The following is a 13116-nucleotide window of genomic DNA, read 5'->3' as shown; positions in this document are numbered from 1 at the left end:
AATCAAGCGAACTGATATGGATGGTGAAAATGAAATACCTGGTGGGAGAGACTTCGGAAGGCACTGCGGTTTTTGCCGTAAGTGACGAAAATGCAGTAAATTTAACGTCTTTAGACTCTGGCGTTGGCACAGATCTGATGGGACTGATTGCCAATCCGGGTTTGAGCGACTCACTCGCCGATAAAATCTCGGCAGCGGTGTCTGTGCCAGTCTCGACTATCACCCCGGCTTTGCCAGTGGCCGACCCCGGCACGATTATTTGCATGGGATTGAACTATACCGACCACATCAAAGAAGGTGGATACGATATCCCCGAGTACCCTACGCTGTTCATGCGTGGAAAGAACTCAATCATGGCGGCTGGAAAACCCATGGTGCGACCGGCGGCTTCCGAGCTTTTCGACTACGAAGCGGAACTGATGCTGATCGTTGGGAAGCGCGGTCGTCATATCTCGGAAGAAGACGCGCTGGACCATGTGTTTGGTTATACTGTTTTCAACGATGGGTCGGTGCGGGACTATCAGCGCAAGACGGTTCAGTGGACGCCGGGCAAGAACTTTGACGACACCGGAGCAATTGGTCCTTTCACGGTTACCCCGGATGAGTTGCCCGAGGGAGCTTCGGGCCTGAAAATCGAAAGCCGCGTTGGCGATGAAGTCCTACAAAGTTCAAATACCACCAACATGATCTGGGGCGTCCGCCAGGTGATTGCGACAATTTCAGAGTTCATGACCCTCGAACCGGGCGATCTGATTGCATTGGGAACACCGCCGGGCGTGGGCCATGCCAAAAAACCCGAACCTCGCTGGTTGAAGCCGGGTGAAACCGTCGAGGTAGAGATCGAATGTATCGGCATATGTGCCAGCCCGATCGTCGACGAAAAAGATACCAGATCGAAGGTGGCCGCAGAATGAGCGCACCGACCGGGGCAGAACTGGAGGCACTTCGCGCCAAAGCGCAGCAAGATCATCGTGATCTGCGTGCGCGCATTCCTCGTCTGTCGGATGACGCAATCGCCTTGATCCTGCGCGAGTCCAGGTCTCACTACGCATGGACCGACGAACCGGTTTCCGACGCGTTGCTTGAAGAGATCTACGACATCACGATCAACGGCGCGACCAGCATGAACACGCTGCCTGCCCGTTTTGTTTTCGTGAAAAGTGCCGAAGGCAAAGAGCGACTTGCCAGGTCTTTAAAACCAAAGAACGTTCCAAAGATGAGGGATGCGCCAGTCACGGCCATCATTGCCTACGACTTGGAGTTCTGGAAGGAGCTGCCCTTTCTTTTCCCGCACGAAGATCGCCGGCCATTGTTCGAAAACAATCCCGACTACGTGGCCGACACTGCGTTTCGCAATGGAACGCTTCAGGGCGCTTACTTCATGATCGCGGCCCGGGCTGTCGGGTTGGACGTTGGCGCCATGTCAGGCTTTTCGAACCGGATCGTCGACGAGGAATTCTTCGCCGGCACGACGCTCAAGTCGAACTTTCTTTGCAATCTGGGCTATGCGGACGAAACCGGTTTGTTCCACAAGCTGCCGCGTTTCCCATTCGAAAAGGTTTGCTCATATGCATGAGGAGGGGGCGCAGTGGCGATGAAAGTGAAACCTGTCGTGACGTACCGCACGACAGCCCAGTGCCCGACACACACGCGCGCTGAGATTGCAATTCGCGATCCTGATGTGATTGTCGACGAGCCCGTCGAACGAGGTGGAACAAATCTAGGCCCGTCTCCAACCGAAACCGTAATGGCGGCCCTGATCGCCTGTACCAACGTCATCGGACACAAGAACGCACACCAGTTGGGAGTTGATCTCGGCACGGTGACAATCGACACGAAATGCAGGCTGGATCGGCGCGGTGTCCTGATGGAAGAGGAGATCGATGTTCCGTTTCCCGAAATCGAACTCACTGTGAAGTGCGATACGCCCGCCAGTCAGCAGGAACTGACACGCGTGGGCGTGGAGACAGCCAAGTATTGCGCCATCGCAAAACTGTTTGAAGCGGCAGGCACGGACCTGACCGTCAACTGGGTCAAAACAAAAAATAAATAAGACCCGACTTTCTGGGAGGAGAGAAATGAAAAACTGGACCAAACGCAGCCTAATGGGAGCCGCTTTAGCTAGCGTTATGGCGCTGCCCGTTACCGCAGAAGAAACCATTTCCGCGGTCGTGATTGATGGCTACCCCGACCGTGCGCTGTGGGTGAAGGAATTCACCAACTTCTTCATTCCAGAAGTGGACAAGCGGCTGGCTGAGTCCGGTAACTACAAGATGAACTGGCAGGAGAACTATGGCGGTTCGATCGTAAAACCCAAAGGTGTTCTTGAAGGTGTACAACTGGGTTTGGGGGACATTGGCATCGTCACAACCATCTTCCATTCATCCAAGCTGCCCAGTCAGGGGATCTCAGGCTCGACACCATTCGTCGCGTCGGATGCCCGCGCGGTGGCCAAAGCCGTGGATGAGATCGCGCGAGAATACCCGGCAATGCAGAATGAGTTCGCTGCGCAAAATCAGGTCTATCTGGCGACGGGTGTTGTGCTCGACACATATCAGATGTTCTGCTCAGAGCCGGTCGAGAAAGTTGCAGACCTTGAAGGACGCAAAATCGCGGGCGCCGGCCTGAACCTGCGCTATCTCGAGGGTATCAAGGACGCGGCGGGCGTTCGCGGAGGCCTCACTGATTTCTACAACATGGTTCAAACCGGCCTTGTCGATTGCGTGATGATTTGGCCGGAAGCTTCCAAGACGTTCAAGATCGTAGAAGTGGCCCCATACATGTTGAAGGCAGACCTTGGCGCGGTGAATACAAAGACAGTCACCGTCAACGCCGATTACTGGGCAAATCTGCCCGATGAGGTCAAAGACGTACTTCAGGCCGTGGCTATCGACTACCGTGACCACGTGGCAGGCATTGCGATGGACCGAGCCACTGCGTCACGAGATGCCTTTGTAGAAGCTGGCGGATCGATCATTGAAATCTCGGATGAAGACCGCGCTGCGTGGGCAAATGCGATGCCCAATGTTGCGCAGGAATGGGCTGCAACGCTGAATGAGAACGGCGAGCAGGGCACGGATATGCTGGCCGCTTATCTCGGCAAGCTTCAGGATGCCGGTTTCACTGGTGTGCGCGACTGGACGGCCGAATAATCGTTCGGCGACCCGAGAAAGGGGCCATACATGCTGAAGACCGCAGTTGCCGTTCTGTCGCGGGTCGCTAATTCGCTTGCAATAACTGCCAACGCTTTGGGCACGCTCGTCGTCCTTGCGTTGGTGGTCATTCTGAATGTCGACGTCGTTGCGCGCGGGCTGTTTTCGGCTCCGCTTCGAGGCACTTACGAAATGGTGCAGTTTTCGGTCGTGATGATCGTTTTCCTGCAACTGGCCGACGTGGTCAGAGTGGATCGGCTGACGCGCTCGGACGGGTTTCTGAACCTGCTGCACCATCGCCGCCCTGGTCTGACGGGCAATCTGAGGCGCATCATCAATGCCATCTCGGCAATCTTCATGGGCCTAATTGCCTATGTAACCTTTCCGGAATTCCTGCACATGTGGGAGACGCAGGACTACTTCGGAGTTCCGGGTCTTTTCACACTGCCATGGTGGCCGGTCAAACTGGTCATCGCGTGCGGTACTGCGCTTGCCTGCGTGATCTTCCTGCTCAAGGTTGTCACGGCGCAGGACCGCCCGCATCTAATTCGCACCCCTGAACATGACGAGGCCGCAGAATGACGCCGATTGAGATTGGCCTGATCTCGGTCATCGCCATCGTCTTTCTGATTTACGCAGGCGTTTACATTCCTGTCGCACTGGGCGTGGTCTCGTTCGTGTCGATTTGGCTGATGCGGGACAATTTCACGCTGGCTCTGAACCTGTTGAAAGTGGCGGTCGGCGACAGCGCGATGGAATACAGCTTTGCAACCATCCCGTTGTTTACCTTCATGGGGCTCATCGTTTCAAAGGCCGGGTTGGGCAGGGACATCTACGAAGTCATGACCATGCGATTTCGCAAGGTCAAAGGCGGTATCGGAATGGCAACCGTCGGAGCCAACGCCGTCTTTGCCGCAGTTACAGGGTCGTCAATTGCGTCGGCATCGGTGTTCACCAAAGTTTCGGTCCCGCAGATGATGGCGCAGGCCTACAATCCGCGTTTTGCTGTTGGCGTGGTGGCCGGGTCTTCGGTGCTGGGCATGATCATCCCGCCTTCGGCAATGTTGATCATATACTCGTTTGTCGCCGAACAATCCGTTGGGGACATGTTCCTTGCGGGAGTTATACCGGGCATCATGCTGGCAATCGCCTATGTTGGCGCGATTTGGGTCATGGGACGTTTCACACCATCATTCGTTGGGGGCCGGGTCGTCGAAGACACCGAATGGATGTCCAAGCGCGAGATCGCATCCAAAACCCTGCCGACATTGTTCATCATCACCGTGGTGCTCGGCGGCATTTACACGGGGTGGTTAACCGCTGTCGAGGCAGGGGCAGCCGGGGCACTGGTCGCGCTGGTTATCGCCGTTGCGCGCAAATCCATGACGCCCAGAGCCTTCTGGGATGCGTTGCTGGAGACCGGCCATATCACAGCGGCGATCCTGTTCCTGATCACTGCAGCGTCAATCTACAGCCGCATGCTGGGACTCGCTGGTCTGCCCAACCAGTTGCAGGATTTGCTTGCAGGGAATTCCGCGTCTTTCTGGTCGATTATGCTGCTCTATGTTCTGCTGATGCTTTTCTTGGGAACATTGCTCGACACAGCATCGATCATCCTGATCGTCGTCCCGTTGTTCCTGCCCATGGCCGAGGCCCTTGATATGTCGCTGATCTGGTTCGGGATTATCACCGTGGTCGGAGCCGAAATCGGACTTCTGACCCCGCCTCTGGGCATATCGTGTTTTGTCATCAAATCTACGATCAACGACGACCGCATATCGCTCAAGGATGTGTTCATGGGCGCACTTCCCTTTGCTGTCGTGATGCTGATCGTTCTGTTCATTCTGATCGAGTTCCCGATCCTCAGCCTTGCCCTGATTTAAGGAGGCCAAGATGCGCTCTGTCACCAAAGACAATATCACCGACGTCTTCATGGGATACCTGTCCAAAGACACCGATCCGCGGATGCGTGAAATTATGGGGTCCCTGGTCAAGCATCTTCATGACTTCGCGCGCGAAACCAACCTGACGCATGACGAATGGCGCGCTGGGATTGCGTTTCTCGAGGGTTGTGCCGCTGTGGAAACCGAGGATCGCCACGAGTTTGTGCTGGCGTCGGACGTCCTGGGCCTGTCTTCTTTGGTGGACATGCTGCATTCAAGTCCAGGCGCAACAAGTTCGTCGGTGTTGGGCCCGTTTCACGTATCCGGCGCACCTCCGCTGCCCATGGGTGGGGATATGAAACGACATTACAGCGGGCCGGTTCTGCTTGCTGAAGGCGTCATTCGGGACACAGAGGGCAATCCCATTGCCGGCGCAGAACTCGACATATGGCAAACGGCCCCCAATGGCCTTTACGCCAGTCAGGATGAAGAACAGGACACCTTTTCTTTCCACGGGCTGATAACAGTTGGCGATGACGGCAGATATGCGTTCACCACAGTTAAGCCTGTTGAATACACTGTGCCGTCTGATGGGCCAGTCGGCGATATTCTGCGCGCTTGCGGTCGCCATCCGTGGAGGCCCTCACACCTACACTTTATCGTCAAAGCCCCCGGCTATCGCTCACTCGTGACCGAGATTTTTCCGGACGACGATCCCTATCTGGATCAGGATACGGTCTTCGGCGTTCGGGACGATCTGGTGATGACGTATGTCGAACGACCCGCTTCAGAATTTCCCAATGACATGGCACTTTCAGGTAAGATCACTGAACCTTACCTGCACGTGAATTTCGACGTCACGCTTGCTCGGGACTGAACGCTATGGAGGATGTTTGAAATGCTAAGATATACCTTCATTTTAGGTGCATGGCTGTTCTGCGGTGAGGCCATCGCGGAAGAGCGGCCGATCTTCGATGCGCATATTCACTACAGCCATGATGCCGTCAAACTGGTTCCGCCCGAACAGGTGGCCAAAATCCTGCGGGATGCAGGCGTGCGGAAAGCCCTGGTTTCCAGCTCGGACGATAACGGAACGCAACTGCTTTTGGCTGCAGCGCCGGACATCGTTGTTCCGGCACTTCGCCCTTATCGGCGTCGTGGTGAGATCAACACCTGGATGCACGACGAAACAGTTATCGACTATCTGGAAGCAAATCTGGCTAAGAATGACTATGAAGCCATCGGCGAATTTCACGCCTATGGAAATGACATTAAGACGCCAGTCATCCAGCACATGATCGCGCTGGCCAAAGAGCGGAACCTAATTCTGCACCACCATGGTGATCGCGAGGCGGTAGACCTGATTTTCGAAACCTGGCCGGAGGCTCGGGTGTTATGGGCCCACTCAGGTTTTGACGATCCGGGGAAGGTGGTCGACGCTTTAAACGCGTATCCCCGGCTTTGGGCCGATCTGGCGTTCCGTTCCGATATGGTCTCGCGGGGCCGTGTCGATCCGGATTGGCAAGCTGCGTTCGAAGCACATCCTGATCGGTTTATGGTCGGTACCGATACGTTTGCACCGGAGCGCTGGTATTACGTCGGCCCGCATGCAGATTTTTCACGCGAATGGCTGGAATTGCTTCCAGATCAGATCGCAGACAACATTGCCTATGCCAACGCAGAACGTTTGCTGGCATCAAAATGATCCGCTGGCTCGTCTGGTTTCTGGCATCTTCCGGCGCGGCCATCGCTTGTGAGGCGACGGGGCAACGGATGAGTACAGAAACTCAGAACGCACCTGCGGTGCATGTGGCTGTCGACGAAATCCCGTTGGCCCAGCCGTTTTCGATACTCCTCACGGTGTGCGGTGAAACTGCCGTAAGTGAAATGCGTGTCGATGCAGTCATGCCTGCTCACCAACACGGGATGAACTACCTTCCAGTTGTCACTGCAATAGGCGACGACGTGTTCCGTATCGATGATATGCTGTTTCACATGCCGGGAATGTGGGAACTGCAAGTGGACGTCGAGTATAACGGGCAAACGTTATCCTACACTTCTGACTTAGCGTTGAAATGAAGCTGTGGGTGACAGTCGCGTTCGTGGCCCTGACGAGTGTAGTGCGTGCTGAGGTCTTACTATCAGAAGACGAGATCCAGCAAACGTTGTCCTTCGGGCCGTGGCCGCCACTAATCCAGCCGGATCCAAGCAATAGGGTTTCAAACGATCCCCGAGCGATTGCGCTGGGCGCTGCGCTTTTCGATGATCCGGTGTTGTCGATTGACGGTGCATTAGCCTGTGCAAGTTGTCACGACCCCGAGCAGGCATTTACCACGCTCGATCCGCGTGCGTTCGGCCGCGTGCTTTTGGATCGGAATACGCCATCACTGCGGAACCTGGCTGGTCTGCGATGGTACGGGTGGGGCGGAAAGAGCGATAATCTTTGGGCAGCCAGCTTGCATCCGATCATCGAAGAACAAGAGATGGCGCACAGCAAGGAGAGCCTGAAGAGGGTCATTTCCGAAAGTCCTTATGTCAATGATTTTGAAGATATTTTTGGCGAAATTGAAGGTCAAAACCCCGATCTGGTGTTGGTAAACACTGCAAAAGCCCTATCAGCTTATCTGGAAACGCTGGTAACCGAGCGGACACAATTTGACGATTTTCGCGACGCGTTGGAGCGCAGCGATCTGGCAGAGGCTGCAAACTACCCCGAAGCTGCCCAGCGAGGTCTTCAGCTCTTCTTGGGGCGCGGGAATTGCGCGTTCTGCCATAACGGCCCGAGATTTTCCAACAACGAATTCCACGACGCTGGCGTACCGTATTTTCTGAGCAAGACAAAGGTCGATGAAGGGCGGTTCGGAGGACTGAATTTTTTGCTCTCCAGCCCTTATACATTGGACGGAGACTGGACTGACGATCCGGATAAGCAAGGCGCGTGGGCGGTCCGAAATGTGCGACGAAGCCATTCTGATTTTGGAATCTTTCGTACGCCCAGCCTGCGAGGCGTGGCGGAAACCGCCCCCTACATGCATGACGGCAGCCTGGATGATCTTGATGCCGTGGTCCGGCACTACAGCGAAATCGACACGGAAAGGCTTCACACCGACGGCGAGGCGGTTCTTTCGGAACTGAAATTGACGGAACAGGAGATCGCGGCCCTCGTGGCGTTTTTGGAGACTTTGTCCAGTGCTACGCGGCCTTGAGATACTCTAATGCAGCCTGAGTACCGCCTGTATTGTGCGGCACACCGCTTTTGGCGAGTCCCATTTCTACGCCTGAGAGTGTGCCCATCAACATCAGGTCGTTGAAATCCCCCAAGTGACCTATGCGGAACACTTTGTCGGCCACTTTCGACAGGCCATTTCCAAGTGAGATGTCATAGTGTTCCAGCGCCGTCGCGCGGAAGGCATCCGCAGAGTGCCCTTCCGGGACTTTGACAGCGGTCAGGACGCCCGATTCCTGACCTTGGCGAGCACACAGTACCTCGAGACCCCATGCTTGCACGGCAGCCCGTGTCGCGGTTCCGTGGCGCGAATGCCGGGCGAATACGTTGTCCAGTCCTTCTTCATGCAACATTTCGATGGCCTCAATTAATCCGTAAAGAAGATTGGTGCCGGGCGTATAAGGGAAAAACCCTTTCAGGTTTGGCCCGACCATATCCTGCCAATCCCAATAGCTGCGTGGCGTTGTAACGGATTTTGAATGTTCCAACGCACGATCGCTTACAGCATTGAAGCTCAGACCGGGTGGTAGCATCAGTCCCTTTTGCGAACCTGAGACGCAGACATCTACGCCCCAGTCATCAAACCTGAAATCGATCGATGCAAGGCCAGAGATTGAGTCAACCATAAGAAGCGCAGGGTGTTTTGCTGCGTCCATAGCGCTGCGCACGTCCTCGATAGGTGAGACTGACCCTGTCGACGTTTCGTTGTGGACAACGCAGACCGCCTTGATCTCGTGCTGATTGTCCATTCGCAGGTGGTCTTCAATCTGATTGGGGTCCGCACCACCACGCCAATCCCCTTCAATCAGCTCGGGCTGCAATCCTATTTTTTTGGCCAATTTGTTCCACATGAATGCGAAATGCCCTGTTTCGTACATAAGAACTTTTCCGCCCGGCGACACTGTGTTCACAAGCGCAGCTTCCCATGCGCCTGTCCCGGATGAAGGGTAAATAAAGACGTTTTGTTCTGTCTTGAAAATCGTTTTCATCCCAGCGAGGGCCTTGTGGCCTACTTCTGCAAAATCTGGCCCACGGTGGTCGATGGTCTGCATGCTTATGGCCTTCAGGATGCGTTCCGGCACGGCACTTGGCCCTGGGATTTGCAAAAAATGTCTGCCCGCCTGGCGCATCTGAACTGATCCTTCTGTTGGTGTCATGAAAGTGGCATGATTACCTATTGGCAAAACTTAATTATGAATTCATTATTCAGTCAACGGTGAAGTGAAGCTTCTTATTGGCTAGTTGGGAAGAGAAGGCGAACCCGATGCTTGAACATGGATCGTTGCACCGCCGACTGTTATCAGATGTCCAGGGAGAGGTGATGGCTGACCCGGCATCGCGCGCACGATACTCGACCGACGCTTCGATCTATCAGATGATACCGGACGCGGTGGTCATTCCCCGAAACTTAGAGGACGTGCGGGTCGTGTTGTCTGTTGCGCGTGACGAAGGATGCTCCATTCTTCCGCGCGGCGGCGGCACATCGCAATGTGGGCAAACGGTCAATCAAAGCGTTGTCCTGGATAACACCAAGCACTTGAATCGCATTCTGGACGTGGACGTTGAAAACCGTGTCGCGCGTGTTCAGCCGGGTGTCGTTCTGGATCAACTGAACCAAGCATTGAAACCGCATGGTCTGTGGTTTCCTGTTGATCCCTCAACCGCGTCGCGCTGCACGCTTGGAGGAATGGCCGCCAACAACTCTTCAGGCGGAAAATCCCTGCGCTACGGGATCATGCGCGACAATGTCCGTGCAATAAGTGCAATCCTCAGCGACGGAATGGAAGCACGGTTCAGCGCCGATATGGCGGTACCTGGCGAGTATGCGGATCTTGTTGGAGACATGCGTGCTCTGGGGCGTCGCGAGGCTTCGGAAATTGATGCCCGGTTTCCTAAAGTTCAGCGTCGTGTGGGCGGATATAATATCGATGCGCTCGTAGGTAACGACGTCAACATGTCCCATTTGCTGGTGGGGTCAGAAGGTACGCTGGCATATTTCACAGAACTGGAGCTGAAACTGGCTCAATTGCCGGGTGAAAAAGTTACCGGCGTGTGTCATTTCCCGACGTTTCGTGCTGCGATGGAGGCTACGCAGCACCTCGTGACGCTCAGACCACAGGCGGTAGAGTTGATCGACGACACCATGATCGCATTGGGGCGTGAAATCCCGCTGTTCCGCAGTACGATTGAGGCGTTTGTTGAAGGCGACCCCGAAGCCCTGCTGCTGGTGGAATTCGCCGAGGGTAGCGCTGAGGACAATGCTGCAAAACTGGTTGAGCTTTCCCAACTGATGGGAGATCTCGGGTTTGATTTCAGCGGGATTGAAAACCGTTGGGGCGGAGTTGTATCAGTTACTGATACCAAACTGCAAAACTCGATCGCGGAATACAGAAAATCTGGGTTGAACGTGATGATGTCGATGAAAGAGGCGGGTAAACCGATCTCGTTCGTTGAAGACTGCGCCGTCCCGTTGCCTGATCTCGCCGATTACACCGCTGGCCTGACTGAAATTTTCGCCCGACACGGCACAAAGGGGACATGGTACGCGCATGCCTCAGTCGGGTGTTTACATGTTCGTCCTGTGCTGAATATGCGGCAGGATAAGGACGTCCGGACAATGAGAGCGATTGCCGAAGAAACCTTTGATCTGGTCAAGAGATACAAGGGGTCTCATTCAGGCGAACACGGCGATGGAATCGTGCGATCAGAGTTTCATGGCAAGATGTTTGGCCCGCGCATCGTTTCTGCGTTTGAAGAGGTTAAAGACCGGTTCGATCCCGATGGGTTAATGAACCCCGGCAAAATCGTGCACGCTCCTGCCATGGATGATCGCCGCCTATTCCGCTACGGCCCGAACTATTCAGTTCCGGAATTTGAGGCGGCGTTGGACTGGTCGGCTTGGCCGGGTGCCGGAGGAGGATTCCAGGGCGCCGTCGAGATGTGCAACAATAACGGTGCGTGCCGCAAGCTCAAGGGCGGGGTTATGTGTCCCTCCTTCCGTGCGACCCGAAACGAACGTGATGCCACACGTGGGCGGGCAAACACGTTGCGTTTTGCCATCAGCGGGCAGTTGCCGGGCGGTTTAACCTCGGACGCAATGCAGGACACGATGAAATACTGCGTGTCTTGCAAGGCTTGCGCGCGTGAATGCCCGACTGGCGTTGATATAGCCCGCATGAAGATCGAAGTGCTTTCAGCGAAGCGCAAAAAAGGCGGGCTGATATTGGCAGATAAATTAATAGCTTATCTGCCCAGATATGCACCTAAAGCGGCAAAAGTTGCGTGGCTTTTGAATACCCGTAATAAAATTGTTCCTTTGCGTAAACTACTGGAAAAACCGACTGGAATTTCGGCGCGACGTGACTTGCCAGTGTGGTCTTCAGACCCGTTCCGGGATGCCGAGGCACAGGACGCTGATCCGCAGGTTCTTCTGTTTGTCGATGTGTTCAACCGATATTTCGAGCCTGACAATCTACGCGCCGCGGTCCGGGTCCTGCGTGCGCTAGGACTGCGGGTCGCCGTAGCACGGGATGACCAAACTGGAAGGCCGCTGGATTGCGGGCGCACTCTTTTGGCTGTGGGTTGCGTGGAAGAGGCGCGTCATGAGGCGCAGCGCGTGATCGACGCGACGCGAGAGGCAGTCGCTCAAGGGGTGCCGGTGGTCGGACTTGAACCGTCCTCAATCCTCACTTTTCGTGACGAATATTTGGCTCTTTGCCCGGGACGGGATGCAGAACTGTTGTCGCAAGCCACGTGTACCTTCGAGGAGTTTTTGGCCGGCCAATCGAACTTGCCCCTGAAACCGTTGAAGCACCCAATATACGTACATGGACATTGCCACCAGAAAGCGCACGATGCCGTCACACCGATGCTTGATCTTCTGAAGCGTATTCCCGAGGCGCAGGTTCACATGATTGAAAGCAGTTGTTGTGGTATGGCCGGGGCATTTGGATACGCGCCCGACACTATCGATGTCTCGATCAAGATGGCAAAGCTCGACCTGTTTCCGGCTTTAGAAAAGGCGCCTGCAGATGCAATTATTGTGGCGGATGGAACATCGTGCCGGCACCAAATTACTGAGGGCACTCGGCGGCAGCCCGTGCATGTCGCGCGCCTGTTGGAAATGGCACTTGATGAATAGGAAGTGGTAATGAATCTGACGGACAGCATCAAGCGCACGACGTTACATGAAGAGCTGGTCGAACGTTTGCGCAATCTTGTTGTAGAGGATGTGTTGAAGCCGGGTGAAAAAGTGCCCGAGAAGCAGCTTTGTGACTCCTTGGGTGTTTCACGGACACCACTGAGAGAAGCCTTAAAGGTTCTTGCATCAGAAGGTTTCGTGGTGCTTCAGGCCAATCGTGGTGCTCGCGTTGCAAGTGTAACGAGAGAGGAATTGGAGAACACGTTTCCAGTGCTTGCAGCGCTTGAGCAACTTGTGGGTGAACTGGCCTGTCAGCAGATGGACGCCGCAGAATTTCAACGGATTGAAAGTAGCCACAAGGATATGCTGAGCGCGTACGAGGCGCGTGATCGGCAGGCGTATTTCAAAGCCAATCAGGACATCCATCAGGCACTTATTCAGAGCGCGCGAAACGAAATTTTGGAAAACCACCACAAGCTTTTAGCCGCGCGGGTCCGCCGTGCACGTTTTATGGCCAACTTGTCGGACGAACGCTGGGCGCAGGCAATTGATGAACATGAAGCCATGATGGAGTTGCTTAAAGCCCGCGATGCAGATGGGCTTGGAAAAACCATGAAGCTTCACATGATGAACAAACTTTTTGCTCTTGTGAAAGCGCTGGAGGCAGAGGACGAGACACCTCGCTAAATTCTCGTCAAAAGCGCCTACCAGCTT

The 13116-nt window shown here is 54.9% G+C and carries 13 protein-coding genes; 12 read left to right on the top strand and 1 reads right to left on the bottom strand.

Going from position 1 to position 13116, the window contains the following annotated elements:
• The first annotated feature begins 29 nt into the window (after positions 1-29).
• From ACR0IK_RS18740 to ACR0IK_RS18695, 10 genes are read left to right on the top strand one after another with little or no spacing between them, the layout of a single operon-like run.
• Positions 30-914, top strand: a complete 885-nt coding sequence (locus ACR0IK_RS18740) for a fumarylacetoacetate hydrolase family protein (protein WP_480642720.1) — start codon at positions 30-32, stop codon at positions 912-914.
• Positions 911-1576, top strand: coding sequence for a malonic semialdehyde reductase (locus ACR0IK_RS18735; protein ID WP_480596248.1), 666 nt, complete (start codon positions 911-913; stop codon positions 1574-1576). The genes ACR0IK_RS18740 and ACR0IK_RS18735 overlap by 4 nt, the downstream gene beginning before the upstream one ends.
• Positions 1577-1594: 18 nt before the next feature.
• The gene (locus ACR0IK_RS18730; RefSeq protein ID WP_480642801.1) at positions 1595-2053 is read left to right on the top strand and encodes an OsmC family protein; all 459 of its coding nucleotides are present in this window, start codon (positions 1595-1597) and stop codon (positions 2051-2053) included.
• Positions 2054-2078: 25 nt separating this feature from the next.
• The gene (locus tag ACR0IK_RS18725; protein ID WP_480642719.1) at positions 2079-3152 is read left to right on the top strand and encodes a C4-dicarboxylate TRAP transporter substrate-binding protein; all 1074 of its coding nucleotides are present in this window, start codon (positions 2079-2081) and stop codon (positions 3150-3152) included.
• Between the two features lie 30 nt (positions 3153-3182).
• Entirely contained in the window at positions 3183-3734 is a 552-nt protein-coding gene (locus ACR0IK_RS18720) for a TRAP transporter small permease subunit (protein WP_480596252.1), read from the top strand.
• Entirely contained in the window at positions 3731-5035 is a 1305-nt protein-coding gene (locus tag ACR0IK_RS18715) for a TRAP transporter large permease (RefSeq protein WP_480642718.1), read from the top strand. Before ACR0IK_RS18720 ends, ACR0IK_RS18715 begins: the two co-directional genes overlap by 4 nt.
• A 10-nt stretch (positions 5036-5045) precedes the next feature.
• On the top strand, positions 5046-5912 hold the full coding sequence (locus tag ACR0IK_RS18710; RefSeq protein WP_480642717.1) for a dioxygenase family protein: 867 nt from the start codon (positions 5046-5048) through the stop codon (positions 5910-5912).
• Positions 5913-5933: 21 nt separating this feature from the next.
• Positions 5934-6740: an amidohydrolase family protein gene (locus ACR0IK_RS18705; protein ID WP_480596259.1), complete on the top strand. Its 807-nt coding sequence runs from the start codon at positions 5934-5936 to the stop codon at positions 6738-6740.
• Positions 6737-7114 (top strand): hypothetical protein, encoded by a 378-nt coding sequence (locus tag ACR0IK_RS18700; RefSeq protein WP_480642716.1) that lies wholly within the window; start codon positions 6737-6739, stop codon positions 7112-7114. Before ACR0IK_RS18705 ends, ACR0IK_RS18700 begins: the two co-directional genes overlap by 4 nt.
• Positions 7115-7122: 8 nt before the next feature.
• The gene (locus ACR0IK_RS18695) at positions 7123-8241 is read left to right on the top strand and encodes a cytochrome-c peroxidase (protein WP_480642714.1); all 1119 of its coding nucleotides are present in this window, start codon (positions 7123-7125) and stop codon (positions 8239-8241) included.
• Here ACR0IK_RS18695 and ACR0IK_RS18690 read toward each other — a convergent pair.
• A complete protein-coding gene (locus ACR0IK_RS18690) occupies positions 8228-9391 on the bottom strand; it encodes a pyridoxal-phosphate-dependent aminotransferase family protein (protein WP_480642712.1) in 1164 nt (387 codons plus the stop codon). The two genes, ACR0IK_RS18695 and ACR0IK_RS18690, sit on opposite strands and share 14 nt — an antisense overlap.
• Before the next feature lie 191 nt (positions 9392-9582).
• Between ACR0IK_RS18690 and ACR0IK_RS18685 the strand changes: the two genes are divergently transcribed.
• Both ACR0IK_RS18685 and ACR0IK_RS18680 read left to right on the top strand, forming a co-directional pair.
• Positions 9583-12402: an FAD-binding and (Fe-S)-binding domain-containing protein gene (locus tag ACR0IK_RS18685; protein WP_480642711.1), complete on the top strand. Its 2820-nt coding sequence runs from the start codon at positions 9583-9585 to the stop codon at positions 12400-12402.
• 9 nt (positions 12403-12411) lie between these two features.
• Complete coding sequence (locus ACR0IK_RS18680; RefSeq protein ID WP_480596273.1) at positions 12412-13089, top strand: GntR family transcriptional regulator; 678 nt, start codon at positions 12412-12414, stop codon at positions 13087-13089.
• Positions 13090-13116 lie beyond the last annotated feature (27 nt).

The sequence above is a fragment of the Ruegeria sp. BF7 genome, from assembly GCF_056538605.1.
This window is presented reverse-complemented; position numbering and strand designations above follow the sequence as displayed.

What these genes read in the sequence shown, in the direction of transcription:
- ACR0IK_RS18705 (WP_480596259.1), top strand. Translation starts at nt 5,934, where the DNA reads ATGCTAAGATATACCTTCATTTTAGGTGCATGGCTGTTCTGCGGTGAG.
- ACR0IK_RS18690 (WP_480642712.1), bottom strand. Translation starts at nt 9,391, where the DNA reads ATGCGCCAGGCGGGCAGACATTTTTTGCAAATCCCAGGGCCAAGTGCC.
- ACR0IK_RS18735 (WP_480596248.1), top strand. Translation starts at nt 911, where the DNA reads ATGAGCGCACCGACCGGGGCAGAACTGGAGGCACTTCGCGCCAAAGCG.
- ACR0IK_RS18680 (WP_480596273.1), top strand. Translation starts at nt 12,412, where the DNA reads ATGAATCTGACGGACAGCATCAAGCGCACGACGTTACATGAAGAGCTG.
- ACR0IK_RS18685 (WP_480642711.1), top strand. Translation starts at nt 9,583, where the DNA reads ATGGCTGACCCGGCATCGCGCGCACGATACTCGACCGACGCTTCGATC.
- ACR0IK_RS18730 (WP_480642801.1), top strand. Translation starts at nt 1,595, where the DNA reads ATGAAAGTGAAACCTGTCGTGACGTACCGCACGACAGCCCAGTGCCCG.
- ACR0IK_RS18715 (WP_480642718.1), top strand. Translation starts at nt 3,731, where the DNA reads ATGACGCCGATTGAGATTGGCCTGATCTCGGTCATCGCCATCGTCTTT.
- ACR0IK_RS18720 (WP_480596252.1), top strand. Translation starts at nt 3,183, where the DNA reads ATGCTGAAGACCGCAGTTGCCGTTCTGTCGCGGGTCGCTAATTCGCTT.
- ACR0IK_RS18710 (WP_480642717.1), top strand. Translation starts at nt 5,046, where the DNA reads ATGCGCTCTGTCACCAAAGACAATATCACCGACGTCTTCATGGGATAC.
- ACR0IK_RS18740 (WP_480642720.1), top strand. Translation starts at nt 30, where the DNA reads ATGAAATACCTGGTGGGAGAGACTTCGGAAGGCACTGCGGTTTTTGCC.
- ACR0IK_RS18725 (WP_480642719.1), top strand. Translation starts at nt 2,079, where the DNA reads ATGAAAAACTGGACCAAACGCAGCCTAATGGGAGCCGCTTTAGCTAGC.
- ACR0IK_RS18700 (WP_480642716.1), top strand. Translation starts at nt 6,737, where the DNA reads ATGATCCGCTGGCTCGTCTGGTTTCTGGCATCTTCCGGCGCGGCCATC.